Here is a 25,564-nt window from a genome sequence, read left to right as displayed (position 1 = left end):
GGGCAATCGACGGGAATAAACCTATGGTTGGAAAGCGCCATGCTACGGCGCGCCGTTCAAACAAGGAGCTGTCATGCACGTCACATTGGTTGAGATCAACGTTAAACAAGACAAAATCGACGAATTTATCGATGTTTTCCGCGCCAATCATCGGGGGGCAATCGAAGAGCCGGGCAACCTGCGCTTCGACGTGCTGCAGGACGAACAGATTCCGACGCGGTTTTACATCTACGAAGCCTATCGCGACGAGCAGGCGGTGGCGGCGCACAAGCAGACCCCGCACTACCTGCAGTGCGTGGAGAAGCTGGAAGCGCTGATGACCGGCCCGCGCAAGAAGACCACCTTTATCGGCCTGATGCCGGAATAATCGCCGGCGTTTGCCGGTGTCCATACGCCTGGTTTGGTTGTAACCTGCAAGCTAAAGCGATTTTCAATGGGATAAGCGGGGCGAGGATGACATTGCGCGATCGGCTGTTGGCGCTGTTGGTGGTGGTGATCTGGGGCGTGAATTTCGTCGTGATCAAGTTCGGTTTACAGGGCATGCCGCCGTTTCTGCTGGCCGGGATGCGTTTTTTGCTGGTGGCGTTGCCGGCGATCTTCTTTATCCCGCGCCCGACGATCCCGTGGAAATGGCTGCTGCTGTACGGCATGACCATGAGCTTCGCGCAGTTTGCCTTCCTGTTTGTCGCCATCAAGGTGGGCATGCCGGCGGGGCTGGCTTCGCTGGTGTTGCAGGCGCAGGTGTTCTTCACCCTGCTGTTGGGTGTCGTGCTGATGGGCGAAAAGCTGCGCGTCAACCATTTCGTCGGCATCGCTATCGCCAGCGGCGGCATGCTGGTGCTGGCGCAGGCCAGCCTGCATAAGCCGGGCAGCGGCGCGGTCCCCCTGGCGGGCCTGCTGCTGACGCTGGCGGCGGCGTTTTCCTGGGCGCTGGGCAACCTGACCAACAAGAAGATCCTGGCCGGTTTCCCGCAGCGCAACATTTTGTCGCTGGTGGTGTGGAGCGCGCCGATCCCGGTCGTGCCGTTCCTGGCCTGCAGCTGGCTGTTCGACGGCCCGCAGGCGGTGCTGAGCAGCCTGGGCCATGTGCAGGTCGGCACCTGGCTGGCGGTTGCCTACCTGGCGTTTGCCGCCACGCTGTTCGGTTATTCGGTGTGGGGTAGCCTGCTGGGGCGCTATGAAACCTGGCGCGTTGCGCCGCTGACGCTGCTGGTGCCGCTGGTCGGGCTGTTCGCCGCCTGGCTGCTGCTGGATGAAGCGCTGTCACCGGCGCAGTTTGGCGGCGCATTGCTGGTGCTGGGCGGCATGGCGGTCAACACCTTCGGGCTGCCGCGCCGCCGGGCGGCGATCGCGCGTTAAACCGAACAGGGCAATTCTGTTCAATACCTTGTCGACGGCGGTCGGCATTCTGGCGCCTGTGAATACTTTCTCAGGTGACCATCATGAATATCTACCTTTCCATGGCCGCGTTTGCGCTGGCGGCCTCCATCACCCCCGGCCCGGTCAACATCGTCGCATTGAGCGCAGGGGCGCAATTCGGCTTTGGCGCGGCCCAGCGCCACGTGTTCGGCGCCACGCTGGGGTTTACCCTGTTGCTGGTGCTGCTGGGATTGGGCATGCACCAGCTGCTGATCCTGTGGCCGGCGCTGACCCGCTTGATTCAGTGGGCCGGCGTGGCTTTCCTGCTGTTTATGGCCTATCGGCTGGCGTTTGACGACGGCAGGTTGGGCAGCGGCGCGGCGCGGGCGCCTTCCTGCCGCTACGGCGCGCTGATGCAATGGCTGAACCCCAAGGCGTGGCTGGCGTCGGTGGCCAGCCTCGGCGCTTTTGTCGGCGACGGCGACATCCGGCTGCTGTGGCAGTTCGCCGGGCTCTACTTCGTGATTTGCTATGCCTCGGTGGCCTGCTGGGCCTATGTCGGCGCGATGCTGCGCGGCCTGCTCAGGCAGGCGCGCAACGTGCGGCGTTTCAACCGCGCAATGGCGGCGTTGCTGGCGGCCAGCGCCTGCTATCTGCTGGCGGAGGGTTTTTGATACTGCCCCGGCGTGGCGGCCAGCAGCTGTTTGAAGGTGCGCTGGAAGTGCGCCTGATCGGCAAAGCCGCTTTCGCTGGCGGCCGCGGCGATCGGCAGGCCGCTTTTCAACAGCCGATGGCCGTGCTGCACGCGGCGGTTAACCAGATAGGCGTGCGGCGTCATGCCGTAGCGCTGGCGGAAGGCGCGGATCAGGTAAGAAGGGGACAGCGCGGCGGCGCGGCAAATGTCGTCCAGCGTCAGCGGCCGGGTGCAGTGCGCGTCAATAAACGCCGCCGCCGCTTCCAGTCGGGTATGCGACGGTGTTTCCGGTTGGCGGGCATCGCCCAGCCCGAGCTGCAGGGCGCTGAAATACTCCACCATGGCGATCTGTTTTTCCAGCGCGCTGCACAGCGGATCCGTCAGCAGCGCATAAAGCCGGTTCAGGCCGTGGAACAGCACCGGATCGCGGCTCAGCGGCTGGCTGAACGGAACAAAACGGTCGCCGTCGCCGCCGAGCAGCTCCTGCTGCAGCGCGCCGAGCCAGGCGAGATCGAGATAGAACATGATGTACGACCAACAGCGATCGGCGATGGGGTTGCAGGCATGCGCCTGCTGCGGGTTGATGACAACCAAATCGCCGGCGCTGACCTGCATGCGCCGCTCGCCGTTGACATAGGTGCTGACGCCGCCGGTGATGGCGCCGATGGAAAAGAATTCGTGGCTGTGCAGGCTGTAGCACACCTGGCGGCCATCCGCGATGGCGCGGGCTTCGACGAACGGCAACTGCGGATCGCGCCAGAACTGCGGCGTTTTTTCACTCATACGCTTTCCTTTTCACTGCGGCGGCATCACAGTGTTATAGCCTGAAAGCGACGAGCGGGGGAATGGCGGATGATGATTTTTAACGTATTCGGCCGTCTGCTGGGCGTGAAGCGCATCGGGGACGAATGGCGGCTGTTCCGCGTGACGCTGCCGGAGCGCAAGTATGCCCCCAGCTACGATATCGTGCTGCCGGCCGACCTGCGCGAAGAGGAGATCGCCGGCTATCTGGGGGATATTTATCACGAGGCGGCGACGCTGCAGCGGCCGGAGGTGTTTCGCGTCGAATAGCGCGGCGCGTTACTCTTCCGCGTTGCGCGCCATCATGCGGCGTTGATGCTCCTCGCCGGCGGCCTGGATCTCTTCCAGCACCGAGCCGACGTCGGCGCGTTTCAGGGTTTCGCTGAACCGGCCGCTGAGGACGCTGTCCGGCGTCAGGTTGCCTTCCTGATACAGCGCCCAAATCTCTTTGGCGTATTGGCTATCGCGCAGCTCCGGCGCGAACTGGCCATAATATTCCGCCAGATTGCCGATATCGCGCTCGAACATGCTTTTGGCGTGGTTGTTGGCGGCGGCGTCCACCACCTGCGGTAGATCGATGATCACCGGCCCGTCTTTATCCATCAGCACGTTGAATTCCGACAGGTCGCCGTGGACCAGGCCGGCGCACAGCATGCGCACCGCGTAGTTCATCATCAGGGCGTGATCGGCGCGCGCCTGTTCCGGCGTCAGGATGACATCGCTCAAGCGCGGCGCCACCAGGCCTTCTTCGTCGGTGATCAGCTCCATCAGCAGCACGCCGTCCAGGCAGATATCCGGCTGCGGCACCCGCACCCCGGCCTTGGCCAGCAGATACAGCGCGTCCACTTCGGTGTTTTGCCAGGCTTCTTCCTGCTGCTGGCGGCCGAATTTGGAGCCTTTGCTCATGGCGCGCGCGTCGCGGCTGTTGCGCACCTTGCGCCCTTCCTGATAGTGAACGGCCTGCTTGAAGTTGCGCTTCTCGGCCTCTTTGTACACTTTGGCGCAGCGGATCTCATCGCCGCAGCGCACGATAAACACGTCGGCTTCTTTGCCGCTTTTCAACCGGCGGATGACGTCGTCGATTAATCCGTCATCAACCAGCGGCTGGAGTCGTTTTGGAATTTTCATGCAGCCTTGTACCCTATTTAGGCTCCGGTGTGAATGGCTTGCGCAGTTGATAGCGTAAGTTAGACCCGAAAGGCAAACATTAGTTTTGCCGCCGCTGCATCATTGCGCGGCGGCGGGCGCTCACAGGCTGGCGGCCGGCACCCAGACGCTGACGCTGCCGGCGTTGACCGGGAAATGGGCGCTGCCCTGGTCGTCGGTGGTGATTTCCTCCTGACGGTTGCCGAGGAAATCGCGCCAGGCGGTGTGCGCCAGATCGGCTCCCAGCGCGACGGTTTTGCCGCTTTCGCCGCCGTTGGTCAGCACCACCACGCAGCCGGGGGCCTCGGCGGTGCCGGCGCGGCTGAAGGCCACGCAGTGGCTGTCGTCGAAGTAGTCGGTTTGCGGGCCGTTGGCGAAACGCTGGCGGGCGGCGATCAGCTTCTCCAGCTCCGGGATCGCCGGCATATCAATCTGGTACTCGCCGCCGTCGCGCCCCTTGTCACGGTAGCTGGCGCCATACAGGTCGGGATAAAACACGCAGGGCACGCCCTGTTCGCGCAGCAGGATCAGCGCGTAGGCCAGCGGTTTGAACCAGGGTTCCACCGGCGCTTCCAGCGACTGCAGCGGCTGGGTGTCGTGGTTGGCGACCAGCGTCACCGCGTGGGCCGGATCGGCGGCGGTCAGGGTATCGGTGAAGATTTGCGCCATGTCGAAGCCGTCGCCCTGTTTCGACGCCTGATGAAACTTCAGGTGCAGCGCCACGTCGAACAGCATCACCTTGCCGTCCACCAACTCGATGTATTGTTGCAGCGCGCTCAGATCGTGCGACCAGTATTCGGCAACGATCAGCAGGTCGCGCTGCGCGCTGTCGCGCACGTGATCCGCCCACTCTTTGAAGAACCAGGCGGGAATGTGTTTGGCGGCGTCCAGGCGGAAGCCGTCGCACGGCAGGCTTTCCAACAGCCAGCGCGCCCAGTATTTGAGCTCCTCCGTCACGGCGGTATTGCGGAACTCCACGTCGGCGCCCATCAGATAGTCGTAGTTGCCCTTTTCGTCGTCGACCTGATCGTTCCAGCCGTCGTCGCCATAGTCGTTGGCGATTTTGAACACCCCTTTGTCGTCCGGCTGCTCAACGTAGTCGACGCCGCTGAAGCATTTGTAATCCCAGATAAACTCGGAATGCACGCCCTGGCGGCCGGGAAAGGTGAAGCGGGTGTAGGCCAGCGCGTCGAAGCCCTGGTCGTCGATGTCGTTGCGGTTGTTGGCGTCCACCTTGAACACGTGTACCTGTTCTTTCTCGTCCGCGCCGAGCTTGTGGTTGAACACCACGTCGTAGAGCACCCCCACGCCGTGTTCGCGCAGCGTATTGGCGGCGTGTTCGAGCGCCGCCTTGTCGCCGTATTTGGTGGCCACGCTGCCTTTCTGGTCAAACTCGCCGAGATCGAACAGATCGTAAGTATCGTAGCCGACGGAGTAGCCGCCGGAAGCGCCCTTGCAGGCGGGCGGCAGCCACAGATCGGTGATGCCCAGTTCGGCGAGGTGCGGCGCGCGCTCGGCGGCCTCCTGCCACAGTTTGCCGCCGTCGGGGTAGTACCAGTGGAAGAATTGCAGCAGGGTGGTTTTTTTCGTCATGAGCCAGCGTCCCGGTTAGCCAGAAGGAGAGGAGCAGTTGCCGTTAAAGCATGGGCTACTTTTGGCAAAAGGGACAAGTTTGGCATAGGCGGCCCGAGAAGGCCGCCCGAGAGACGGCTTAACGTTGGCTGGCGTAATGAGGTGAGCGTGGGCCATAAAGAATGGCGCCGTTCTGACCTGTCGCCGATAGCAGGCGGGTGTTGGCGATGGCGCCAACATCAAATCCTTTGTCGCTGATGGTATCGGCGATTTGCGAAATCGCGGCGCTGATCACCATGCCCAGCAGGCCACCGGAGTTGTTGTTGCCTTCGTTGCTGGATGCGGTGGCGGTGCCGGCCCACAGCTGTTTGCCGTTGCGCAGATCGACCAGGCGAGCGGCTACGGTAACGCGGGTTTCGCTGCTGATCACCATGTAGCTGGTGCCGTATTGCGTGACATCCAGGTACAGCACGGTGTCGGCGCCGAAAATCTGGTGCAGTTTTTTCGGACTGACGGCGCGGATGTCGTTGGCGTTGGTTAGGCCGTTTTGCAGGAAGGTTTCCTCCACTACAGCGACCGGCAACACATAGTAACCGGCCTCGGCCAGCGGCAAGGTGGCGCTGGCGAGCACGCTGTGGCTGGCTTTGACGTCCGGCGACTGGTTAACCGGCGGCAAGACCAGGATCGACTTCGGCTTGCTCTCATGGAACGCCGCATAGTCATAAGGCGTCTGCTTGGCACAGCCGCTTAGCAACAGGGTGGCGGCAACGGCGAGGAAAGTGAGTACACGTTTCATTTAAAGCTCCCTTTATCCCTGGCCATCAGGAAATTCATAAACGGCGCCGACTCCGGGAACAGCGTTTTTTCCGTGTTGAATTCATTCATGGCTTGTCCGTCGTTGCCGATTTTGCTGTACAGCAGCCCCAGCTGCGCATGCAGACCTGGCGGTACGGCTTTATCCTTGGCGCGGGATTTCTCGACGATCTCTTTCAGCGTGGCGATCTGCTGCTCAGGGCTTTGCCCCTCCTGCTGGTAGTATTGATAGAGAGAAGTCTGGTAGCCATCCCAATTGTAAAGCGTTTTCGGCGCGGCGCAGCCGGCCAGCAGGGTCGCTGCAAACAGCGCCCCGCCCATTTTTTTAGTTATCATCTTTCTGCTTCTATTCCGTTAGTTAGCAGGGCGCCATGCGCCGTTTTCGATACCGGTGACCAGGTTATTGACGGCTTCACGCACGGCCAGATCCAGCACCTTGCCGTTGAGGGTGGAGTCGTAGCTGGCGGTGCCCCCGAAACCGATGATTTCGCGATTGGACAGTTCGTATTCACCGGCGCCCTGAGCGGAATAGACGACTTCTGAGGTCTGTACGTTTACGACGTTCAGATTGACTTTGGCGTAAGCGACCTGTGATTTACCACGGCCCAAAATCCCCCACAGCTGATGATCGCCGACTTCTTTACGGCCGAATTCGGTGACATCGCCGGTAATCACATAGTTGGCGCCTTTCAGCGTTTGCGCCTTCCCTTTAATGCCGGCTTCAGTTTTCAACTCTTCCATGTTGGCGCGATCCAGCACGTTGAAACGGCCAGTCTGCTGCAAATGCGTGATCAGGATAGTCTTGGACTGATTGCCCAGCCGATCGACGCCATCGGAGAAGATGCCGTTCATGTAGCTGGATCGGTTGTCGAATTTGCCGACGGCGATAGGGCTGCGTGGGCCCTGATAAGTGGTGTTGTAGGAAGCCACTTTCGGCACTTCCAAAGAGCGGGAGGATTCGGTCGCGCAGCCCGCCAGCAAAGTGACGGAAAGGGCAACGGAACAGACGGCGAGTGATTTTTTCATTGGCATGCGATCTCTCCATGAGCATAAAACAGCGCGGGAGCAACCCGCGCCCGACGTTGACATAACGAACGTTGTCGCCGTTATGGAAACGCCGCGATCCTGCCATGAATATGTAACAAATTACAACAAGATATCGGCATTAATGCCGTTATTAACATTATTGTAACCTATTGGAATACAATGAATTAGTATCGATTTTCACTTGTCATCACAGCGTTTTCCACGATTGTGCATTTTTTGTCTGGGTTATTGTCTTTTTAATCGCAAACATATGGCCATTAATCCTGAAATATTTTAACTAATCAGTTTGTTGTATTGAGTAATGTTACGTTTTGCATCAACTCCTGTGTTATGCCGGGGTTCATGGCGGCTTGATGATCCGTTAAGGTAGTGAAAATTAGGTAACACTATCAACCAAATGTCATTTTTCATCGGTAGCTAATCGGGGATATCAATTGTGAACATCAGGGATTTCAGAGCATTGGCGCGTAGTTTGGTCAGAGAATTCGGCATGTTGAACAAGCAGAGCAACGGCTCGCGCTTTTCGCCGCTGCAGATCCATCTGATGATCGAATTCAGCGAGCAGCCGCTGGGCGTCACCGAGCTGGCGGCCCGGCTTTGCATCGACAAGGCCAGCGCCAGCCGGGCGCTGCGCAGCCTGGTGGCCGCCGGTGTGATAGAAACGGTGGATCATCCGGATGACAGGCGGCACAACCTGCATCGGCTGAGTAAAAAGGGCGGCAAGGCGCTGGCCGGCATCGAGAGCGACGCCGACGGTTTTATGCAGGCGGCGCTGGCGCAGTTGGACGACGATGAGCTGGCGAGCACCACGGCGGCGATGAAAAAGATGACCGCGGCGCTGCGCAGCGCGCGCAAACAGCGCGACGCCAACCTGCGGGTACGGCCGATTGCCGCGCGCGACGATGCGGCGATGGCGGCGATCATTCGCGACGTGTTTCGCGAGTACGGTATGGACAAGATGGAAGGGGTCAGCCTGCACGATCCGGATCTCGATCGGCTGACCGGCCTGTATCGCGACAACGGCGGCCACTACTGGGTGCTGGAGCGGGACGGGCAGGTGGTGGGGGGCGTCGGCATGGCGCCGCTGGCGGGCGAAGAGCCCGGCTATTGCGAGCTGCAGAAACTGTTCTTTAAGTCCGGCGCGCGCGGGCTGGGCATGGCGCGCTATATGGTGGTGCAGGCGCTGAAGGCGGCGCGGGCGGCGGGGTATCGCTACTGCTACCTGGAAACCACCGAACAGTTGAAAGAGGCGATCGGGCTGTACTACGCGCTGGGGTTCACCCTGTTGACGGAACGGCGCGGCAATACCGGCCATCACGGCTGCAACGTGTGCATGCTGAAAAATCTGCAGAACGACGATATGTGAGCGGTTTCAAGGTTAGCGCCCGCGCCTTGTGCCACCCTGTTAACCGTTTGATAACAATCACAACGTTTTATCAGGGAGGAAACTATGTTGGGGGATCCGATGGCGCTGTCCGCGCTGGTCACGCTGGTGGTCATCGCGCTATGGGCCAGCGCCCGCTTACCGGAGTATCTGGTCGCGCTGCTGTTCTTCGCGGCGGTGATGGTGTTGCAGCTGGCGCCCGCCGCAGTGACCTTTTCCGGTTTCGCGTCTTCCGCATTCTGGCTGGTGCTCAGCGGTTTCGTGCTGGGCACCGCCATCCGCAGCACCGGCTTGGCGGATCGCCTGGCCAACCGACTCTCGCCGCACCTGGCCGGCTCCTGGCCGCGCCTGGTGGGCGGCGTGGTGGCGATAAGCTACGCGCTGGCGTTTGTCATGCCTTCCAACATGGGGCGCATTACGCTGTTGATGCCGATCGTCATGGCGTTGGCCGATCGCGCCGGTCTGGCGGAGGGCTCGCGCGGCCGCATCGGTTTGGCGCTGGCGGTGGGATTCGGCACCTTCCAGCTCTCCGCCAGCATCCTGCCGGCCAACGTGCCCAACCTGGTGATGAGCGGCGCGGCGGAAAGCGCCTACGGCAGCCACTTCGCTTATCTCTCTTACCTGCTGTTGCACGCGCCGGTGCTCGGGGTTGCCAAAGGCGCGCTGCTGACGCTGTGCATCTGCGGCCTGTTCCGTGCGCGGCCGCAGCCGGTGGCGGCCGAGGCAGCGCAAACCCCGCTCAGCGCCGCCGAATGGCGGCTGATCGCGCTGTTGGGCGCCACGGTGTTGCTGTGGATGACCGACAGCTGGCACGGCATCGCTCCCGCCTGGATCGGGTTGGCGGCGGCCTGCTTGTGCCTGTTGCCGCGTATCGGGTTTCTCAACGGCGAGCAGTTCGCCGCCGGGGTTAATGTGCGCACCTGCATCTACGTGGCGGGGATCCTGGGGCTGACGGCGCTGGTCAGCCACTCGGGGCTTGGCGATCGGTTGGGCGGTGCGCTGCTGGCGATGATGCCGGATCTGCACGGCAAACCGTTCACCGCATTCGGTTCGCTGGTGGGGATCACCGCGTTGCTGAATTTCGTGGTGACCGCCAACGGCGTGCCGGCGCTGTTTACCCCGCTGGCGCAGGCGCTGTCCGCGGGCAGCGGCTTGCCGCTGCTGACGGTGCTGATGACCCAGGTGATCGGTTACGCCACGCCGCTGCTGCCGTATCAGGCTTCGCCGATCGTGGTGGCGATGGGGATGGGCAAAGTGCCGGCGCGCGAAGGGCTGAAACTGTGCCTGCTGTTGGCCGCGCTCAGCTTTGCGCTGCTGGTGCCGTTGGACTATCTGTGGTTCAGGCTGCTGGGGTGGATCCCGTAAACAGCCCCGCGCCGCCGGCAAAACAATCTTCGTCCAACGTCAGGGTGGCGATTTTATGCACCGGTCCGCGCATGCTGACCTGAAAATCGCCGCTGAAGGCGATCTGCAGTTCGCCGCCAGGCATCCGCACGCTAACCCGATCGCCGACTCGTCCCAACTTGCGCATCACGCTGGCGGCGGCGCAGCTGCTGCTGCCGGAGGCGAGGGTAAAACCGGCGCCGCGCTCCCAGATGCCGATGCGCAGCGTCTGGCGATCGACCACTTCCACCAGTTGTACATTGGTGCGTTTCGGGAACAGCGGATGGCGTTCAATCTGCGGTCCGAGCCGATGCACTTGCGCCAGATCAAGTTTTTCCACCGGCACCACGCAGTGCGGGTTGCCCATCGACACCAGCGAAACGCTTAACGTCTCCTCCCTCAGGGGCAGGGGATAGTTCAGCGCCTCCGGCAGATCGATCAAGGCCGGCAGCGCCGCCGGGCTGAAATTGGCGCGCCCCATCTCCACGGTTATCTGATGCGCGTCTTCCGCCACTTGGCAACGCACGTCGCCGCCGGCGGTGTGCACCAGAAACGGCTGATGCCCCACGCGCTCGCTGTCGAACAGATACCGCGCGTAGATACGCAGGCCGTTGCCGCTTTTCTCCGCTTCGGAGCCGTCCGGGTTGATGATGCGCAGGGTGGGATTGACGGCGTCGCCGCTGTCGATCAGCAGGCCGTCGGAACCGATGCCGTAATGCGGGTGGCACAGCAGGCGGATCTGTTCCTGGCTCAGACGATCGGCGACCGAACGGTGGCATACCAGGTAGTCGTTGCCCAGGCCGTGATATTTGTGAAACAGCAGGGGAGTCATGTCGTTGCTCGGCTCAGCAAAAAAAGGTTGCTACAGCTTACAACAGAACGTTGGCGTCAAAACAAACAAAAGGCGGCCTGAGCCGCCCTTTTGCACGATTACCTATCTGGCAATTAATTGTAGATGATCGCGGTACCGTGCAGTTTGTTGTCGCCGGTGGTGGCGATGATCTGGAAGGATTTGGCGCCGGCCGTGTCGGCTTTGGCCGCCAGTTTGTTTTCCAGGCTGCTCAGGTCGGAAGCACCGCTGACGGTAACGACGCCGGTTTTTTGCAGATCGGCCGGTTGAGCGTTGACCAGTTCGGCGGCGAAGCTGCCGAAGGAGACGGAGGCCAGTGCGATGGCGGCGATGGTCATTTTCAGGTTTTTCATGGTCTTATTTCCTATCTATGTTCTTTACGATGTTTGTTTTGTAAGGTCGTTAAATTAATTAACGATCGATAATTTAATGTTAGATGCCGGTTTGACGGATTGCAAGTATTTTTTTAATGCTCGTTAATTAATTTTTTTTGATGCCCTGGCGTCGGGAGCAGAATTTCTCGCGATCCACTGGTTTAATGTCTTGTTATTGATAGATTTCTGCGGTTCCATGCAGCTGGTTGTTACCACCGGCGCCGATGATGCGGAAGGATTTGGCACCCGCCTGATCGGCTTTGGCGGCCAGGCTGCTTTCCAGCGAGGTCAGATCGGACGCGCCGCTGACGGTGATGACGCCCACTTTCTGCTGGTCTGCCGGTTGGTTCTGGACTAAATCGGCGGCGAAGCTGCCGAAGGAAACGCTGGCCAGAGTGAGAGCTGCTAAGGTTAATTTTAAGTTTTTCATAATGTTAATTCCTTTCCGATAACGGTGAATAGAGGGTTTTAATCCGCTTCGCTAAATTATCTTAACGATCGATAACTAAATGCTAATCGGTTCTCGACGAAGGCGCAATATTTTTTTATAATGATCGTTAATTTATTTGTGCTAACCCTGCCGTGGAGCGGGATAGGAGAGGAACGATGAGCATCAATGAAGAGGTTTGCGGCAAGAAAAGCCGCGGCAGACCGAAACAATTTGATCGCGACCGGGCGCTGGAAAGCGCGCTCGATCTGTTCTGGCGGCACGGTTATGAAGCCACCTCGCTGGCCGATCTGGTGGAAGTGACCGGCGCCAAGGCGCCGACGCTGTATGCGGAATTCGGCAACAAGGAAGGAATGTTCCGCGCGGCGGTGGAACGCTATCTGCAAAAATACACCACCTGCACCAACCAACTGTTGGAGCAGGATCTGCCGGTGGCCGAGATCGTCGAGGCCTACGTACGCTCTTCCGTTGAAGTGTTTACCGACCCCGATACGCCGTCAGGCTGCTTTATGGTGTGCGCCTCGGCCGCGCTGTCGTCTGCGTCCGACGACGTCGCCCAGATGCTGCGCAGGAAACATCATGCGCAGGAAGCGGCGCTGAAGGCCTGCTTCGATCGCAAGGTGCAGCAGGGCGAACTGCTGGCGAAAACCGACACCGCGCTGCTGGCGAAATACGTGATTTGCACCATTGAAGGCATGTCGGTGCAGGCGCGCGAAGGGGCAAGCCGGAGCGATCTGCTGCGGTTGCTGGAGGCGTTGATGCTGGTGTGGCCGCGGCTCAGCCAGATTGGCAATAAGGTATAACAACCGGCCCGGCTTTTACCGGGCCGTGTAACCCATTACTGATTGACCGGGATCACCGCGCCCTGATATTTCTCGCGGATAAAGTCCTGAATCGGTTTGGAGTGCAGCACCTTCACCAGCGCCACGATCTCCGGCTTGTTCACGTCGGCCTTGTGCACGGTGATGATGTTGGCGTATGGGTTGTTTTCGCCGCTTTCGACCGCGATCGGATCTTTGGTCGGGTTCAGCCCGGCGTCGATGGCGTAGTTGGCGTTGATCACCACCGCGTCGCCTTCGTCGTTGTTGTACATCTGCGGCAGCAGCGCGCCCTCAACGTTGGCCTGGAATTTCAGGTGTTTCGGGTTTTCCACCACGTCGGTGATGCGCGCGTCCACCTTGCTTACCCCCGGCTTCAGCTTGATCACGCCTTCCCGCTCAAAAATAGACAGGATGCGGCCTTCTTCCGCCACCGCGTCGCGCATGATGATTTTGCCGTTTTCCGGCAGATCTTTCAGGCTCTTGTACTTCTTCGAGTAGATGCCGATAGGCTCAATATGGATCGCGCCGGCACTGACGAAGTCGTAGCTCTTGTCGTCGGCGTGGTCTTTCAGCACCGAGTTCAGATAAGGCACGTGCTGGAAGTAGTTGGCGTCGATGTCGCGGCTGGCCAAGGCGGTGTTCGGCAGGATGTAGTCCTGGAAGCGCTTGATCTGCAGGTCGATGCCTTCCTTCGCCAGTATCGGCTTGGCCTGTTCGAGGATCTCGGCGTGCGGCACGTTGGAGGCGCCGACCACCAGCTTGGTCGCCGCGGCGGCGCCGTAAGAGGCGAGGGTGGCGACGGAGGCGAAAGCCAACATCAGTAGGTGCTTTTTCATCATCGTTTTCCTTGGTTAATTAACGTTTATCGAGCGTTCTTGTCAGGGTGTCGCCGATGAACTGAATGACGAAAACGATCAGCAGAATCGTCAGCGTCGCCACCAGCGTCACATCACTGTGGTTGCGTTGAAACCCTTCCAGATAGGCCAGGTTGCCCAGGCCGCCGGCGCCGATCACCCCGGCCATCGCGGTGTAGCTCACCAGCGCGATCAGGGTGACGGTGATGCCGGAAACCAGCGCCGGCGAGCTCTCCGGCAGCAATACGCGGAAAATCAGGGTGCGGTTTTTGGCGCCCATCGAGCGCGCCGCTTCGATCACCCCTTTGTCGACCTCGCGCAGCGCGATCTCCACCAGCCGGGCGTAGAACGGAGCCGCGCCGACGATCAGCGCCGGCAGGGCCGCGTCCGCGCCGAGAATGGTGCCGATCAGCGATTTGGTGAACGGGATCAGCAGCACGATCAGAATGATGAACGGAATGGAGCGGAAGACGTTGACCAACACGGAGATCAGCGAGTAGACCGCCCGGTTCTGCCACAGCTGGCCCTTCGAGGTTAAAAACAGCAGCACGCCGAGCACGATGCCCAGCACCAGCGTGGCCAAACCGGCGATGCCGGTCATGTACAGCGTTTCCCAGGTGGCGTCCCACAGTTGGTCCAGACGCAGGTGGGGGAACAGGGATTCAATCATGTTGGATAACCTCGACGGCGATATCTCTTTCGTGCAGCAGGCTGAGCATGTCGGCGACTTGTTGTTCGTTGCCTTCGGCGTGAATGTACAGTTCGCCGAACGAACCGTTGAGGGTGTGGCTGATCTTGCCGTGCAGAATGTTGACGGTCAGGGCATAGCGCCGGATCACTTCAGAGATCACCGCCTGATGGGTTTGCACGCCCACGAAGGTCAGCTTGAAAATCGCCCCCGGCAGATGGGCGGTGAGCAGCGGGTTGAAGCTCTCTTCGGTATCCGCATACTGCGACACCTGTTTGACGAACTGCCGGGTGATCGGCTGCTGTGGCCGGGTGAACACGTCGAGCACCGGGCCTTCTTCGACGATGCGGCCGTTTTCCATCACCGCCACGCGGTGGCAGATTTTGCGCACCACGTGCATCTCGTGGGTGATCAGCACGATGGTCAATTTCAACTGGCGGTTGATGTCCAGCAGCAGGTCGAGAATGGCGTCGGTGGTCTGCGGGTCGAGCGCCGAGGTGGCCTCGTCGCACAGCAGCACGCTCGGGTTATTGGCCAGCGCGCGGGCGATGCCGACGCGCTGTTTCTGGCCGCCGCTGAGCTGCGAAGGATAGGCGTCTTCACGCCCCTGCAGGCCGACCAGCGCGATCAGTTCCGCCACGCGCGGCGCAATCTGCGCCTTGGGCACGCCGGCGATCTGCATGGAAAATGCGATGTTTTGGCTGACGGTGCGCGACCACAGCAGGTTGAAGTGCTGAAACACCATGCTGATTTTCAGGCGCGCCTGGCGCAGGTGGCTGCCTTTGGCGCGGGCGATATCGAAGCCGCCTACGTCAATGCGGCCGCTGGTGGGCGTTTCCAGGCCGTTAAGCAGGCGGATGAGCGTGCTTTTGCCGGCGCCGCTGTAGCCGATGATGCCGTAAATTTGCCCGGCCTCTACCGCCAGACTGACGTTGTCTACCGCCACGACGCGGCCCTGTGTGCTGTCAAAAGTTTTGCAAACGTTCGAAAGAACGATCATAGCGAAGCGGATCCTTATCGATACATCACAGCATTCCGCCCAGAGCGCGGTGCGCCGGACAGGGATCGTTCGGCTTTTCGGCGGGCACAACCCGGCGGGGAGTGGCGGACGGAACCTCTGTTGCGGGTGAATACCGGGCAATCCTACCGAGGGTTTATAGTGACAGGAAGAATGTAAATTCTATTACTTATTCTGATTTGATATATAAAGCGGCGGGTGAAACAGGGTGAGAAAACCGGCCGCAGGGCGGCCGGCGGGAGGGCTAGCGTTTGTCCAGCTTCATGTGCAGCAGCGGGAACGGGTTGCCCTGGCCGTCGAGCGGCGAGCGGCCGGTGATGACAAACCCGTAGTGGCGGTAGAAGCCGCTGGCCTGCGGATTTTGCTCGTTCACGTCCAGCTGCAGCTCATCGTGCAGCGTTTCCGCATGGGTGAGCAGCGCTTTGCCCACCCCTTTGCCGCGCTGATCGGCGTCGATAAACAGCATCTCCACCTTGTTGCCGTTCAGGCCGATAAAGCCGCAGGGGTGCCCCGGCCGCTCTTCGGCCACCCAGACGTTAACCGCCGGCAGGTAGTCGTTCAGCACCAGCGGGAACAGCTGCGCGATGTTGTCTTCGGTTAAAAAATGGTGAGTGGCGCGCACCGAACGCAGCCAGATATCTGCCAATTGCGCGTTGTCTTCCGCCGCGCGTGCTCTGATGGTAATCATCGAACTCTCTGCTATCTAAGTTGGAGGAAAAAAACTAGATAGAGGTTTTGTGGGGTTAGTGCCGAATTAACGTGGGTTAACGCCCTGCAAAGCGCCTCTGCAGTGGATCGAATAGGCCCGCCTTTCTGCCGGCGGTATAATAAATGTAATTCAGTAAGTTAATGCTTTCAACCGCCGCAGGGCGCAATGAGGCGCCCGACGCGTGGTACACTGGCCGCCGGGTGAACAGCGGAGGCAGCAGGATGGAAGCGGTACGCGCAGCGATAGAAAAACAGGTGCTCAGCCTGACCGGGCTGGCGCTCGGCGGCGTCGATTTTGAGAACCCGCCCGGCGATCCGGGCTTGTTCGGCCCGCAGTCGGTCATCTGGCAGGTTCACCGCGATTTCACCCCGATGCTGTGCGGCGGTGTCAGCGCCTTGCTGCTGCAGATGCTGCACCCGCTGGCGCTGGCCGGGGTGTGGGATCACTCCAACTTCCGCGAAGATATGATTGGCCGCCTGCGCCGCACCAGCCAGTTCGTGTCGGTTACCACCTTCGGCCCGACCGCCGAGGCGCAGCGGCTGATTGCCAAAGTCAAAGCCATCCATCTGCGGGTGACCGGCGTCGGCAGCGACGGCACGCCTTATGCCGCCAGCGATCCGGCGCTGCTGACCTGGGTACACGTCGCGGAGAGCAGCCGTTTTCTGGCCAGCCACCTGCGCTACCGCAACCCCCATCTTTCCCGCGATTTGCAGGATCAATACTACCGCGAAGCGGCGCGCGTGGCCGCCGCGCTGGGGGCGACCGCCATCCCTCAGTCCTGCGCGGAGGTCGAAGAGTACCTGCAGGCGATGCGGCCGCAGCTGGTCTGCGATGAACGCACGCAAGAGGTGGCGCGCATTCTGCTGAAGGCGCCGGCGCCGAGCGCATTGGCGCGCCCGCTCGGCGGGGTGGTGATGCAGGCGGGCATCGATCTGTTGCCCGATTGGGCGCAGCGGCAGTTCGGTTTTCATCCGGGCGCGCTGCGGCGGCGGCTGGTGCGAACGGGCGCCGCAGGCCTCGGCAAGGTGCTGGGCGCGTCGATGCGCAACGGCTCCTATCAGCGCGCGGTGCGGCGCATCACTCAGCCGTCATGAGCCACAGCCGCTATAATTAGTCTTTGTTTATCTTCGTTTACGGCCGCTTTTGAGACTTTTACGGGTGATCCGGCCAGTAATGCGTTTTACACTTGGGGGCAAAGCCACATTCCATTTTTGGCGCGCAGCCGATTCTGCCGCGCCCTGACCCTATTGAGGTGATATGAACGAGTCATACGTACTTGCTGAAGTCAGCAATGAGAACCAGACGCTGGTTGCGGTGGTTCAGCAAGGGAGCAGGGCAGCCTATTTTTATATCTATCCCGCCGAAGCCTACAGCGATCGCTATCAGGTGCGCGCCTGCTGGCTGCGCAACCTGGCCGCCGCGCCGCTGCAGGAAGATCGCGCCGCGCTGGAACAAGGGCAGCCGCCGATGCTGGCGGCGGAGTATTGCCGCAACCTGGAAGGCGAAGCGCCGCTGAACCCGGAAGGGCTGATGGTGGTGTGGAGCGAAAGCGACGACGGCGCGGCCCTGTGGTATTACGGCCAACTGCTGGCGGTGATCCCCGGCTGGAGCCTGTATATCGACCATTCGGTGTGCTATTCGGCCAGCTGCATCAAGGAGAGCCCGTTGGCCTATCCGCTCGGTTCGGCCTCGACCAACACGCAATATGCTCAGGCGGAAAGCACCCGCCAGTTTTGGCGCAGCTGGCAGCGTGAAGAGGGCAACCCGTGGCCGAAGATGCAGCGCGATTTTCAGGCGCGCTATGAGTCGCATTTCGGCCCTTCGGTGAAGTACTACGCCATCGATCAGGGCAAGTGGCCGCCGATGGCCATCACCCAGCACGAGCGCGACGGCATCTATTACTTCCTCACCATGGGGGTGAGCATCCGGCCGATGCCGTGGGTGGAGATCCTGTTCAACGACGAGGCTTCGCGCTATCGCCGCATGGAGATGGCGATTGCCATCGACAGCCAATACATGACCGAAGACAACGCGGTGCAGATGGCCAGCGCGCTGGCCGGTTTCGCGCATGCGCCGTGGGCGCGGCTGACCTGGATCGGCGAAGGGCATACGCTGGAGTCGGACGTGGCGCCGCTGGGCTACGAGGGCTATATTTTATCGTCGTCCTTCTACCCGCATAACGCGCACCTGACTCTGCCGCAGCAGTACGGCGATCCGGTGAACCTGTTCTGGGCCAGCCCAGTGTTTACCGCTGAGCGGCAGCTGGCGCACGCCACGCCGAACGGCGGGCACGATCTGGTTAACCGACTGCGGGAGCAGGGTGTCGACCATATTTTCCGCCCGCGCCAGCCGGTGTGCTGACGCCACTTATCTTCTGTTCGGGAGCCGCCATGACCAGCGCGCTGTTGATTATCGATGTGCAGGAAGGATTGTTTACGCCGCCGCCGGCGGATGCCGCGGGCACCGTTGCGCGCATCAATCAGCTGAGCGAGCGCGCCCGCCGGGCGGGCGTGCCGGTTGTCGTCATTCAGCACCATACGCCGGACGACGAGCTGCCGCACGGCAGCGCCGCCTGGCAAGTGCTCGCGGCGCTGAAGGTGGCGCCGGGCGATCATCGGGTGGATAAAACCACGCCGGACTCGTTCCTGCGCACCTCGCTGGGCGCGTTGCTGATCGCCAACGGCGTATCGCAGCTGGTGGTTTGCGGCTACTCCACGCCGTTTTGCATCGATACCACGGTGCGCAGCGCGGCGGCGCACGGTTATCCGGTGACGCTGGCGGCGGATGCCCACACCTGCCACGACAAACCCTATGCCGACGGTCTGCTGATCCGCACCCACCATAACGAGACGCTGTCGACTATCGAAAGTTTCGGCGTGCCGATCCGCGCCGTTCCCGCGGCGGACATCGTGTTCTGAGAGCGGAAAAACGGGGGCCGAGGCCCCCGTTCGTTATTTCAGGCCCGCCCGCCGCGCCGCCACCTTGGCCAGCGCCGCCCAGTCCAGATCCGCATCCCCCTGCGCCATCGCGTCGAGGAAGTTGTCTTTCAGCACCCCGGCGAACGGCATCGGCGTATGGCTGTCGGCGCTGGCGGCCAGCGCCAGCCCGACGTCCTTCAGCCCCAGCGCCAGCCGGAACCCGGCGGGGGAATACTTCTCGGCGGCGATCAGCGCGCCATAGCCCTGATAGGCCGGGGCGGCGAAGACGGTGCCGCCCAGCATCTGCAGGTAGTCGGCGCCGGACACGCCGTAGTTGCGCACCAGCGCGCTGCCTTCCGCCATCGCTTCAATGGCGCTGGCCAGCGTAAAGTTGGTGGCGATTTTGACCACGTTGGCCTGCGCCGGATCGGCGCCGAAGTGCCAGGTTTTCTGGCCGAGGGCATCGAACAGCGGCTGCGCTTGCTTCAGCCGCTCGCTATCGCCGGCCGCCAGAATATTCAGCTTGCCGGCGGCGGCCACGTCGACCCGCCCCAGCACCGGCGCGGCGAGATAGCCGATGCCGTGTTCCGCATGCAGCGCCGTCAAACGCTTGGCGAGTTCGACCGAGATGGTCGCCATATTGATATGCAGCGCGCCCGGTTTCATCCGTTGCAGCAACCCGCTGTCGACCACCACCTGTTGCGTGGCGGCATCGTCGGCCAGCATGGTGATCAGCACGTCGGCATCGGCCAGCTGTTCCGGCCGTTCTGCCTGCCGCGCGCCGGCGCTCACCAGCGGCTGCGCCGCCTGCGGCGAGCGGTTCCATACCGTTAAGGCGAAGCCCGCTTGCAACAGGTTGGCCGCCATGGCGCTACCCATCCCACCCAGTCCGGCAAATCCGATCTTCATCATGCGCTCCTTTTTCAGGTTGAAGGTTTTACCCTAGCGCGCCAGGCCAGGAACGCAAATGCCGGAGTGTAACGCCGCCTTACGCGCTATTGACGCGTTGCCGCTGCGGGTATACCTTGATGCCATGAATATATCGATGCACTCCACCCACAATCAGTCATGGTGGCGCCTCTTCTGAGGCGGCACGAGTATTCACATCTCTTATTAATGCCGCCGGTTTGGCGGCATTATTTTTTGTGGCGTTGATCCGGCGGTCTACAGACCTTCAGGAGCACTGTCATGAGCTACACCATTCTTACCGGCGATCGCGCCACCGGCCCACTGCATTTAGGCCACTTCGTCGGCTCGCTGCGCCAGCGCGTGGAACTGCAGCACCAGCATAACCAAACGGTGATGGTGGCGGATCTGCAGGGTCTGACCGACAACGGTAACAACCCGCAAAAAATCAGCGCCAACGTGCTCAACGTGGTGGCCGACTATCTGGCGGTGGGCATCGATCCGCACAAGACCACGATCTGCCTGCAGTCGGCGCTGCCGGCGTTGGCCGAGCTGACGATGTACTACCTCAACCTGGTCAGCGTGGCGCGGCTGGAACGCAACCCGACGGTGAAAAACGAAATCGCCGAGAAGGATTTCGCTCGCAGCCTGCCGGCCGGTTTTTTGATTTATCCGGTCAGCCAGGCGGCGGACATCACCGCCTTTGGCGCCACCCACGTGCCGGTCGGCGAGGATCAGCTGCCGATGCTGGAGCAAACCAATGAGATCGTGCGGCGTTTCAACCACATCGTCGGCCAAGCGATATTAACGGAGTGCCAGCCGTTGTTGAGCAACGTCGGGCGTTTGCCGGGGCTGGACGGGCAGGGCAAGATGTCGAAATCGCGCGGCAACGCCATTCAGCTTGGCGCCGGCGCCGACGAGGTGCACAAGGCGGTGATGAGCATGTTCACCGACCCCGGCCATCTCAACGTCAGCGATCCCGGCCGGGTGGAAGGCAACATGGTGTTCACCTACCTGGACGCCTTCTGCGAAGACGCCGCGCTGGTGGCGGATCTGAAGGCGCACTATCGCCGCGGCGGGTTGGGGGACGTGAAAATCAAACGGCTGCTGGAGGACTGTCTGCAGAGCCTGCTCGAGCCGATCCGTGCCCGGCGCGCCGAATTCATCGCCGATAAAGGCGAGCTGACGCGCATCCTGCAGCACGGCACCCGCCGCGCGCATCAGGTCAGCCAACAGACGCTGCGGCAGGTCAAGACGGCGCTTGGGCTGGACTTCTTCACCCTGGAATGAGGCGAACGCCGGGGCGGCACGCGTCACGCCCTGGCCATAAAACCATCATCCCACTGTCATAAACTTATCCGTTAATAGGTGCCCATAATGATTAGCCACTGAAACCAGAGAAATCATATGGCTCAGGCACTGTTAAAATTGGCACAGCACGACTTTCCAGGGCAGCACGCCGCCGCATCCCGCAAAGTATTGTCGGTAAAGGGACTCGGCAAGGCCTACAAAGCGCAGCAGCGCGTGCTGGATGACATCAATTTCGATCTGCACGCCGGCGAATTCGTGGCGGTGATCGGCCGTTCCGGGGCGGGCAAGTCCACGCTGCTGCATACCCTGAACGGCACCATTCCTTCCAGCTGCGGCGAGATGCTGCACTTCGAAGACGATGGCGCAGCGCAGGATATCGCTCAGTTGGCCGGCCGCCAGATGCGCCAGTGGCGCGCGCGCTGCGGCATGATCTTCCAGGACTTCTGCCTGGTGCCGCGGCTGGACGTGATGACCAACGTGCTGCTGGGCCGCCTGAGCCACACTTCCACTCTGAAATCCTTCTTCAAACTGTTCGATGATACCGACCGCGCTCGCGCCATCGAGCTGTTGCAGTGGCTCAACATGCTGCCGCACGCGCTGCAGCGCGCCGAGAACCTCTCCGGCGGCCAGATGCAGCGCGTCGCCATCTGCCGCGCGCTGATGCAAAACCCGCAAATCCTGCTGGCCGATGAGCCGGTGGCGTCGCTCGATCCGAAAAACACCCGCCGCATCATGGACGCGCTGCAGAAAATCAGCGAAGACGGCATCGCGGTGATGGTGAACCTGCACTCGGTCGAACTGGTGAAAGAGTATTGCTCGCGGGTGATCGGCATCGCCCACGGGAAGATCGTGTTTGACGGGCATCCTTCGCAACTGAACGAACGGATCCTGCACCAGCTGTATGGCGAAGAAGCCAATCAGATCCATTGAAGCACTTTTGACCTTTACCCTTTACACACAAGGCACACCTGATGAAAAAAGTATTGAGTCTGACCACCCTGATGGCCGGCGCGATGATGGTATTTAATGCTGCCGCAGCGGATGCGCCGAAAGAGCTGAACCTGGGCATTCTCGGCGGCCAGAACGCCACCCAGCAGATCGGCGATAACCAGTGCGTGAAGCAGTTCCTGGACAAAGAGCTGAACGTCGATACCAAGCTGCGCAACTCGTCCGACTATTCCGGCGTGATCCAGGGCCTGCTGGGCGGCAAGATTGACCTGGTGCTGAGCATGTCGCCGTCGTCGTTCGCTTCGGTCTACATCAAGGATCCGAAAGCGGTGGACATCGTCGGCATCGCGGTCGACGACGTCGACCAGTCGCGCGGCTACCACTCGGTCGTGGTGGTGAAGGCCGGCAGCCCGTACCAGAAACTGGAAGACCTGAAAGGCAAGGCCATCGGCTTCGCCGATCCGGATTCCACCTCCGGCTTCCTGATCCCGAACCAGGCGTTTAAAAAGCTGTTCGGCGGCACGGTCGACAACAAATACAACAACACCTTCTCCAGCGTCACCTTCTCCGGCGGCCACGAGCAGGACATTCTCGGCGTGCTGAACGGCCAGTTCGAGGGCGCGGTGACCTGGGCGTCGATGATCGGCGACTACAACACCGGCTACACCAGCGGCGCGTTCACCCGCATGATCCGCATGGATCACCCGGACCTGATGAAACAGATCCGCATCATCTGGCAGTCGCCGCTGATCCCGAACGGCCCGATCCTGGTGAGCAACTCGCTGCCGGCCGACTTTAAGGCCAAAGTGGTCACCGCCATCAAGAAGCTGGATAAAGACGATCACCAGTGCTTTATCAAAGCGATGGGTGGCAAGCAGCACATCGGCGACACCACCCTGGCGGAATACCAGACCATCATCGATATGAAGCGTGAGCTGACCAAAGGCGACCGTTAATTCCTGGCTGCCTCGGCCGTTCGAATGAAGGGGTTCAGCGTGCTGAGCCCCTTGTTCCATAAAGATGGAAGACCTCTTTTGAATACCGATTTCGCACATTATTACCAACGGATCCGCAGCAAGCAAAAGCGCGAAGCGCTGCTGTGGTCGCTCGGGCTGGTGGCGCTGTACCTGGGCGCCGGCAACCTCGCCGAGTTCAACCTGCACACCGTTTGGGTGTCTATTCCGCACTTCTTCGACTACCTGGCCGAAACCATTCCGACGCTGCACTGGCCTCTGCTGTTCGCCGACGGGCGCACCGAGGGCTCGCTGGCCTACTGGGGTTACCGCCTGAATATCCAGCTGCCGCTGATCTGGGAGACCCTGCAGCTGGCGCTGGCGGCGACCATTTTCTCGGTGCTGGTGGCGACCGTGCTGGCGTTTCTGGCGGCCGGCAACACCTATACCCCGGCTTCGGTGCGGCTGGCGATCCGCACGCTGGTGGCGTTTTTGCGCACCATGCCGGAGCTGGCGTGGGCGGTGATGTTCGTGATGGCGTTCGGCATCGGCGCCATTCCCGGCTTCCTGGCGCTGGCGCTGCACACTATCGGCAGCCTGACCAAGCTGTTCTACGAATCGATCGAAACCGCCTCCAACAAACCGGTGCGCGGGCTGGCGGCCTGCGGCGCCACGCCGCTGCAGCGCATGCGTTTCGGCCTGTGGCCGCAGGTGAAACCGGTGTTTCTTTCCTACAGCTTCATGCGGCTGGAGATCAACTTCCGCCAGTCGACCATTTTGGGGCTGGTGGGGGCGGGCGGCATCGGCCAGGAGCTGATGACCAACATTAAACTCGACCGCTACGATCAGGTCAGCATGACGCTGCTGTTGATTATCGTAGTGGTTTCCGTGCTCGACTACGTGTCGGGCGAGCTGCGCAAGCGCGTGGTGGAGGGGGCAAAATGATAGCGGGCACTCCGGCGTCGGCGGAAACGCTGCGCCAGTTGAAACAGCAGCATCCGGCGATCTTCGCGCAGCAGGGGCGCTACCTGCGCACCGTCGGCCTGATAGCATTGGCGATCGTGCTGTATTACGTGTTCTTCTTCCTGGTGTTCGGCATTACCTGGCCGCAGTTTATCAACGGCTGTCAGCAGCTGGGGCGCTATTTCCTGCGCATGTTCGTCTGGCACGACTTCGTCAACTGGCCGTTCATGTACTACTTCCAGCAGATCGGCATCACCATCGCCATCGTGTTCGCCGGCACCATTACCGCGTCGCTGATCGCGCTGCCGCTGTCGTTCTTCGCCGCACGCAACGTGATGTCGACGCCGCTGCTGCGGCCGATCTCCGTGCTGGTGCGCCGCTTGCTGGACGTGCTGCGCGGTATCGACATGGCGATCTGGGGGCTTATCTTCGTGCGCGCCGTCGGCATGGGGCCGCTGGCCGGGGTGTTGGCGATCGTGATGCAGGACGTCGGGCTGCTGGGCAAACTGTACGCCGAAGGGCACGAGGCGGTGGACAAGTCCCCCAGCCGTGGCCTGACGGCGGTAGGCGCCAACGGGTTGCAGAAGCACCGCTACGGCATCTTCACCCAATCGTTCCCCACCTTCCTGGCGCTCAGCCTGTACCAGATCGAGTCCAACACCCGCTCTGCGGCGGTGCTGGGCTTCGTCGGCGCCGGCGGCATCGGCCTGGTATACGCGGAGAACATGCGGCTGTGGAACTGGGACGTGGTGATGTTCATCACCCTGATCCTGGTGGTGGTGGTGATGATCATGGACAAGGTCTCGTCGATGCTGCGCAACAAGTACATCATCGGCGAAGACATCCCGCTGTATCAGCAAAAAAGCCAAATCGATTGAGAAACCCCTTGCCGATCCCTATACTGCCGCACATTCAAGGTGTGTGGCAGTCATTTCGTTTCGCAATGTGCGCACGTCCCCGTTAGACAAATAAGGCAATGCAATCCCATGATGAACAACGACGTGCTGCGCAGCGTGCGCTATATGCTGAGCATTAACAACGCCAAAATGGTCGAGATTATTAAACTGGACGATTTCGAGGTGGCGGTGTCGGCGATGGACGCTTACGTGATCAAAGAAGGCGAGCCGGGCTACGAGAAGTGCCCGGACGAAGTGATGGCGCACTTCCTCAACGGCCTGGTGTTCTTCAAGCGCGGCAAGGACGACAAGTTCCCGGCGCCGGCGGTTGAGCTGCCGATCACCAATAACCTGGTGCTGAAAAAGCTGCGCGTGGCGTTTGAGCTGAAAGACACCGATATGCACCAGATCTTCACCGCGGTGGACTTCCGTATCTCCAAGCCGGAGCTGAGCGCGCTGTTCCGCAAAGAAGGCACCAAGAACTACCGCCCGTGCGGCGATCAGATGCTGCGCTACTTCCTCAAAGGGCTGGCGCAGCGCGTTCGCGGCGAGTAACGCGCAGCGTTCATCGAGCCTCAGGCGCAATCGCAAGGTTGCGCCTTTTTTATTGCCGCTCTCCCGCCCGCCGTTGTTGTACTGGCCCTCAGCCATCCGCCATCGATGGTGGACGGGCCGCCCCTCCGGTTACTTTCTCATGGTCAATTCAAT

Annotated in this window: 30 protein-coding genes; 16 read left to right on the top strand and 14 right to left on the bottom strand. The window is 61.1% G+C overall.

Annotated features, from left to right (window positions below; translation table 11 throughout):
* Window positions 1-73: 73 nt before the first annotated feature.
* From lsrG to ACSBQQ_RS11610, 3 genes are all read left to right on the top strand, one after another.
* A complete protein-coding gene (gene lsrG, locus ACSBQQ_RS11620; protein ID WP_043146917.1) occupies window positions 74-367 on the top strand; it encodes a (4S)-4-hydroxy-5-phosphonooxypentane-2,3-dione isomerase in 294 nt (97 codons plus the stop codon).
* Window positions 368-453: 86 nt separating this feature from the next.
* Window positions 454-1,359: an EamA family transporter gene (locus ACSBQQ_RS11615; protein WP_033647025.1), complete on the top strand. Its 906-nt coding sequence runs from the start codon at window positions 454-456 to the stop codon at window positions 1,357-1,359.
* An 83-nt stretch (window positions 1,360-1,442) separates the two neighbouring features.
* Window positions 1,443-2,033 carry a LysE family translocator gene (locus tag ACSBQQ_RS11610; RefSeq protein WP_033638700.1) on the top strand — a complete coding sequence of 197 codons (591 nt, stop codon included), beginning with the start codon at window positions 1,443-1,445 and terminating at the stop codon, window positions 2,031-2,033.
* Here the strand turns inward: ACSBQQ_RS11610 and ACSBQQ_RS11605 are convergent.
* Entirely contained in the window at window positions 2,009-2,836 is an 828-nt protein-coding gene (locus ACSBQQ_RS11605; RefSeq protein WP_060428272.1) for an AraC family transcriptional regulator, read from the bottom strand. The genes ACSBQQ_RS11610 and ACSBQQ_RS11605 overlap by 25 nt on opposite strands.
* A 69-nt stretch (window positions 2,837-2,905) precedes the next feature.
* On the opposite strand from ACSBQQ_RS11605, the gene ACSBQQ_RS11600 reads away from it, so the two are divergent.
* Entirely contained in the window at window positions 2,906-3,124 is a 219-nt protein-coding gene (locus ACSBQQ_RS11600; RefSeq protein ID WP_033647021.1) for a DUF7661 family protein, read from the top strand.
* Between the two features lie 9 nt (window positions 3,125-3,133).
* Here the strand turns inward: ACSBQQ_RS11600 and ACSBQQ_RS11595 are convergent, their stop codons facing one another.
* From ACSBQQ_RS11595 to ACSBQQ_RS11575, 5 genes are all read right to left on the bottom strand, one after another.
* Complete coding sequence (locus ACSBQQ_RS11595; RefSeq protein ID WP_033637570.1) at window positions 3,134-3,982, bottom strand: PA4780 family RIO1-like protein kinase; 849 nt, start codon at window positions 3,980-3,982, stop codon at window positions 3,134-3,136.
* A gap of 120 nt (window positions 3,983-4,102) precedes the next feature.
* Window positions 4,103-5,593 (bottom strand): alpha-amylase, encoded by a 1,491-nt coding sequence (gene amyA / locus ACSBQQ_RS11590; protein WP_033647018.1) that lies wholly within the window; start codon window positions 5,591-5,593, stop codon window positions 4,103-4,105.
* A gap of 118 nt (window positions 5,594-5,711) precedes the next feature.
* Window positions 5,712-6,368, bottom strand: coding sequence for a DUF799 domain-containing protein (locus ACSBQQ_RS11585; protein WP_033647017.1), 657 nt, complete (start codon window positions 6,366-6,368; stop codon window positions 5,712-5,714).
* The gene (locus ACSBQQ_RS11580) at window positions 6,365-6,721 is read right to left on the bottom strand and encodes a DUF4810 domain-containing protein (RefSeq protein WP_033637573.1); all 357 of its coding nucleotides are present in this window, start codon (window positions 6,719-6,721) and stop codon (window positions 6,365-6,367) included. The genes ACSBQQ_RS11585 and ACSBQQ_RS11580 overlap by 4 nt, the downstream gene beginning before the upstream one ends.
* 18 nt (window positions 6,722-6,739) lie before the next feature.
* Window positions 6,740-7,411 carry a CsgG/HfaB family protein gene (locus ACSBQQ_RS11575; RefSeq protein ID WP_033647014.1) on the bottom strand — a complete coding sequence of 224 codons (672 nt, stop codon included), beginning with the start codon at window positions 7,409-7,411 and terminating at the stop codon, window positions 6,740-6,742.
* Between the two features lie 481 nt (window positions 7,412-7,892).
* Between ACSBQQ_RS11575 and ACSBQQ_RS11570 the strand changes: the two genes are divergently transcribed.
* Both ACSBQQ_RS11570 and ACSBQQ_RS11565 read left to right on the top strand, forming a co-directional pair.
* Window positions 7,893-8,798 (top strand): bifunctional helix-turn-helix transcriptional regulator/GNAT family N-acetyltransferase, encoded by a 906-nt coding sequence (locus ACSBQQ_RS11570; RefSeq protein WP_080435741.1) that lies wholly within the window; start codon window positions 7,893-7,895, stop codon window positions 8,796-8,798.
* An 84-nt stretch (window positions 8,799-8,882) separates the two neighbouring features.
* The gene (locus ACSBQQ_RS11565) at window positions 8,883-10,181 is read left to right on the top strand and encodes an SLC13 family permease (protein WP_060428275.1); all 1,299 of its coding nucleotides are present in this window, start codon (window positions 8,883-8,885) and stop codon (window positions 10,179-10,181) included.
* Here ACSBQQ_RS11565 and dapF read toward each other — a convergent pair.
* The 3 genes from dapF to bhsA (ACSBQQ_RS11550) form a co-directional block, all read right to left on the bottom strand.
* A complete protein-coding gene (gene dapF / locus ACSBQQ_RS11560; protein WP_033647009.1) occupies window positions 10,156-11,031 on the bottom strand; it encodes a diaminopimelate epimerase in 876 nt (291 codons plus the stop codon). The genes ACSBQQ_RS11565 and dapF overlap by 26 nt on opposite strands.
* Window positions 11,032-11,144: 113 nt before the next feature.
* On the bottom strand, window positions 11,145-11,402 hold the full coding sequence (gene bhsA / locus ACSBQQ_RS11555; protein ID WP_060428276.1) for a multiple stress resistance protein BhsA: 258 nt from the start codon (window positions 11,400-11,402) through the stop codon (window positions 11,145-11,147).
* 193 nt (window positions 11,403-11,595) lie between these two features.
* Window positions 11,596-11,853 (bottom strand): multiple stress resistance protein BhsA, encoded by a 258-nt coding sequence (gene bhsA, locus ACSBQQ_RS11550; protein WP_033637578.1) that lies wholly within the window; start codon window positions 11,851-11,853, stop codon window positions 11,596-11,598.
* 176 nt (window positions 11,854-12,029) lie between these two features.
* Between bhsA (ACSBQQ_RS11550) and ACSBQQ_RS11545 the strand changes: the two genes are divergently transcribed.
* Window positions 12,030-12,674, top strand: a complete 645-nt coding sequence (locus tag ACSBQQ_RS11545) for a TetR/AcrR family transcriptional regulator (RefSeq protein ID WP_048233035.1) — start codon at window positions 12,030-12,032, stop codon at window positions 12,672-12,674.
* Window positions 12,675-12,709: 35 nt separating this feature from the next.
* Here the strand turns inward: ACSBQQ_RS11545 and ACSBQQ_RS11540 are convergent, their stop codons facing one another.
* From ACSBQQ_RS11540 to ACSBQQ_RS11525, 4 genes are all read right to left on the bottom strand, one after another.
* Window positions 12,710-13,528, bottom strand: coding sequence for a MetQ/NlpA family ABC transporter substrate-binding protein (locus tag ACSBQQ_RS11540; RefSeq protein ID WP_060428277.1), 819 nt, complete (start codon window positions 13,526-13,528; stop codon window positions 12,710-12,712).
* Window positions 13,529-13,547: 19 nt separating this feature from the next.
* Window positions 13,548-14,216 carry a methionine ABC transporter permease gene (locus tag ACSBQQ_RS11535; protein ID WP_033637581.1) on the bottom strand — a complete coding sequence of 223 codons (669 nt, stop codon included), beginning with the start codon at window positions 14,214-14,216 and terminating at the stop codon, window positions 13,548-13,550.
* Complete coding sequence (locus tag ACSBQQ_RS11530; RefSeq protein ID WP_048233037.1) at window positions 14,209-15,234, bottom strand: methionine ABC transporter ATP-binding protein; 1,026 nt, start codon at window positions 15,232-15,234, stop codon at window positions 14,209-14,211. Before ACSBQQ_RS11530 ends, ACSBQQ_RS11535 begins: the two co-directional genes overlap by 8 nt.
* 262 nt (window positions 15,235-15,496) lie before the next feature.
* The gene (locus ACSBQQ_RS11525; RefSeq protein WP_015377088.1) at window positions 15,497-15,940 is read right to left on the bottom strand and encodes an acetyltransferase; all 444 of its coding nucleotides are present in this window, start codon (window positions 15,938-15,940) and stop codon (window positions 15,497-15,499) included.
* Window positions 15,941-16,182: 242 nt separating this feature from the next.
* On the opposite strand from ACSBQQ_RS11525, the gene ACSBQQ_RS11520 reads away from it, so the two are divergent.
* The 3 genes from ACSBQQ_RS11520 to ACSBQQ_RS11510 all read left to right on the top strand — a co-directional run bounded on the left by ACSBQQ_RS11520 (window position 16,183) and on the right by ACSBQQ_RS11510 (window position 18,879).
* Window positions 16,183-17,055: an oxygenase MpaB family protein gene (locus tag ACSBQQ_RS11520; RefSeq protein ID WP_004939498.1), complete on the top strand. Its 873-nt coding sequence runs from the start codon at window positions 16,183-16,185 to the stop codon at window positions 17,053-17,055.
* Window positions 17,056-17,218: 163 nt separating this feature from the next.
* Window positions 17,219-18,322 (top strand): suppressor of fused domain protein, encoded by a 1,104-nt coding sequence (locus ACSBQQ_RS11515; RefSeq protein ID WP_043146926.1) that lies wholly within the window; start codon window positions 17,219-17,221, stop codon window positions 18,320-18,322.
* A gap of 29 nt (window positions 18,323-18,351) precedes the next feature.
* Window positions 18,352-18,879: a cysteine hydrolase family protein gene (locus ACSBQQ_RS11510; RefSeq protein ID WP_060428279.1), complete on the top strand. Its 528-nt coding sequence runs from the start codon at window positions 18,352-18,354 to the stop codon at window positions 18,877-18,879.
* Between the two features lie 33 nt (window positions 18,880-18,912).
* Here the strand turns inward: ACSBQQ_RS11510 and ACSBQQ_RS11505 are convergent, their stop codons facing one another.
* Window positions 18,913-19,788 (bottom strand): NAD(P)-dependent oxidoreductase, encoded by an 876-nt coding sequence (locus ACSBQQ_RS11505; protein WP_033646995.1) that lies wholly within the window; start codon window positions 19,786-19,788, stop codon window positions 18,913-18,915.
* A 279-nt stretch (window positions 19,789-20,067) separates the two neighbouring features.
* Between ACSBQQ_RS11505 and trpS the strand changes: the two genes are divergently transcribed.
* From trpS to ACSBQQ_RS11475, 6 genes are all read left to right on the top strand, one after another.
* Window positions 20,068-21,075 carry a tryptophan--tRNA ligase gene (gene trpS / locus ACSBQQ_RS11500; protein ID WP_033646992.1) on the top strand — a complete coding sequence of 336 codons (1,008 nt, stop codon included), beginning with the start codon at window positions 20,068-20,070 and terminating at the stop codon, window positions 21,073-21,075.
* 117 nt (window positions 21,076-21,192) lie between these two features.
* Window positions 21,193-22,026 (top strand): phosphonate ABC transporter ATP-binding protein, encoded by an 834-nt coding sequence (phnC, locus tag ACSBQQ_RS11495; protein ID WP_060418331.1) that lies wholly within the window; start codon window positions 21,193-21,195, stop codon window positions 22,024-22,026.
* Between the two features lie 41 nt (window positions 22,027-22,067).
* The gene (phnD, locus tag ACSBQQ_RS11490) at window positions 22,068-23,000 is read left to right on the top strand and encodes a phosphonate ABC transporter substrate-binding protein (protein ID WP_025302014.1); all 933 of its coding nucleotides are present in this window, start codon (window positions 22,068-22,070) and stop codon (window positions 22,998-23,000) included.
* A 78-nt stretch (window positions 23,001-23,078) separates the two neighbouring features.
* A complete protein-coding gene (gene phnE / locus ACSBQQ_RS11485; protein ID WP_033637590.1) occupies window positions 23,079-23,942 on the top strand; it encodes a phosphonate ABC transporter, permease protein PhnE in 864 nt (287 codons plus the stop codon).
* Window positions 23,939-24,838, top strand: coding sequence for a phosphonate ABC transporter, permease protein PhnE (gene phnE, locus ACSBQQ_RS11480; RefSeq protein ID WP_033637591.1), 900 nt, complete (start codon window positions 23,939-23,941; stop codon window positions 24,836-24,838). The genes phnE (ACSBQQ_RS11485) and phnE (ACSBQQ_RS11480) overlap by 4 nt, the downstream gene beginning before the upstream one ends.
* A gap of 108 nt (window positions 24,839-24,946) precedes the next feature.
* On the top strand, window positions 24,947-25,411 hold the full coding sequence (locus ACSBQQ_RS11475) for a DUF1456 family protein (protein WP_004939471.1): 465 nt from the start codon (window positions 24,947-24,949) through the stop codon (window positions 25,409-25,411).
* The last annotated feature ends 153 nt before the right edge of the window (window positions 25,412-25,564 follow it).

The organism is Serratia sp. G204Y (assembly GCF_051172435.1).
Classification (GTDB): domain Bacteria; phylum Pseudomonadota; class Gammaproteobacteria; order Enterobacterales; family Enterobacteriaceae; genus Serratia; species Serratia sarumanii.
This window is presented reverse-complemented; position numbering and strand designations above follow the sequence as displayed.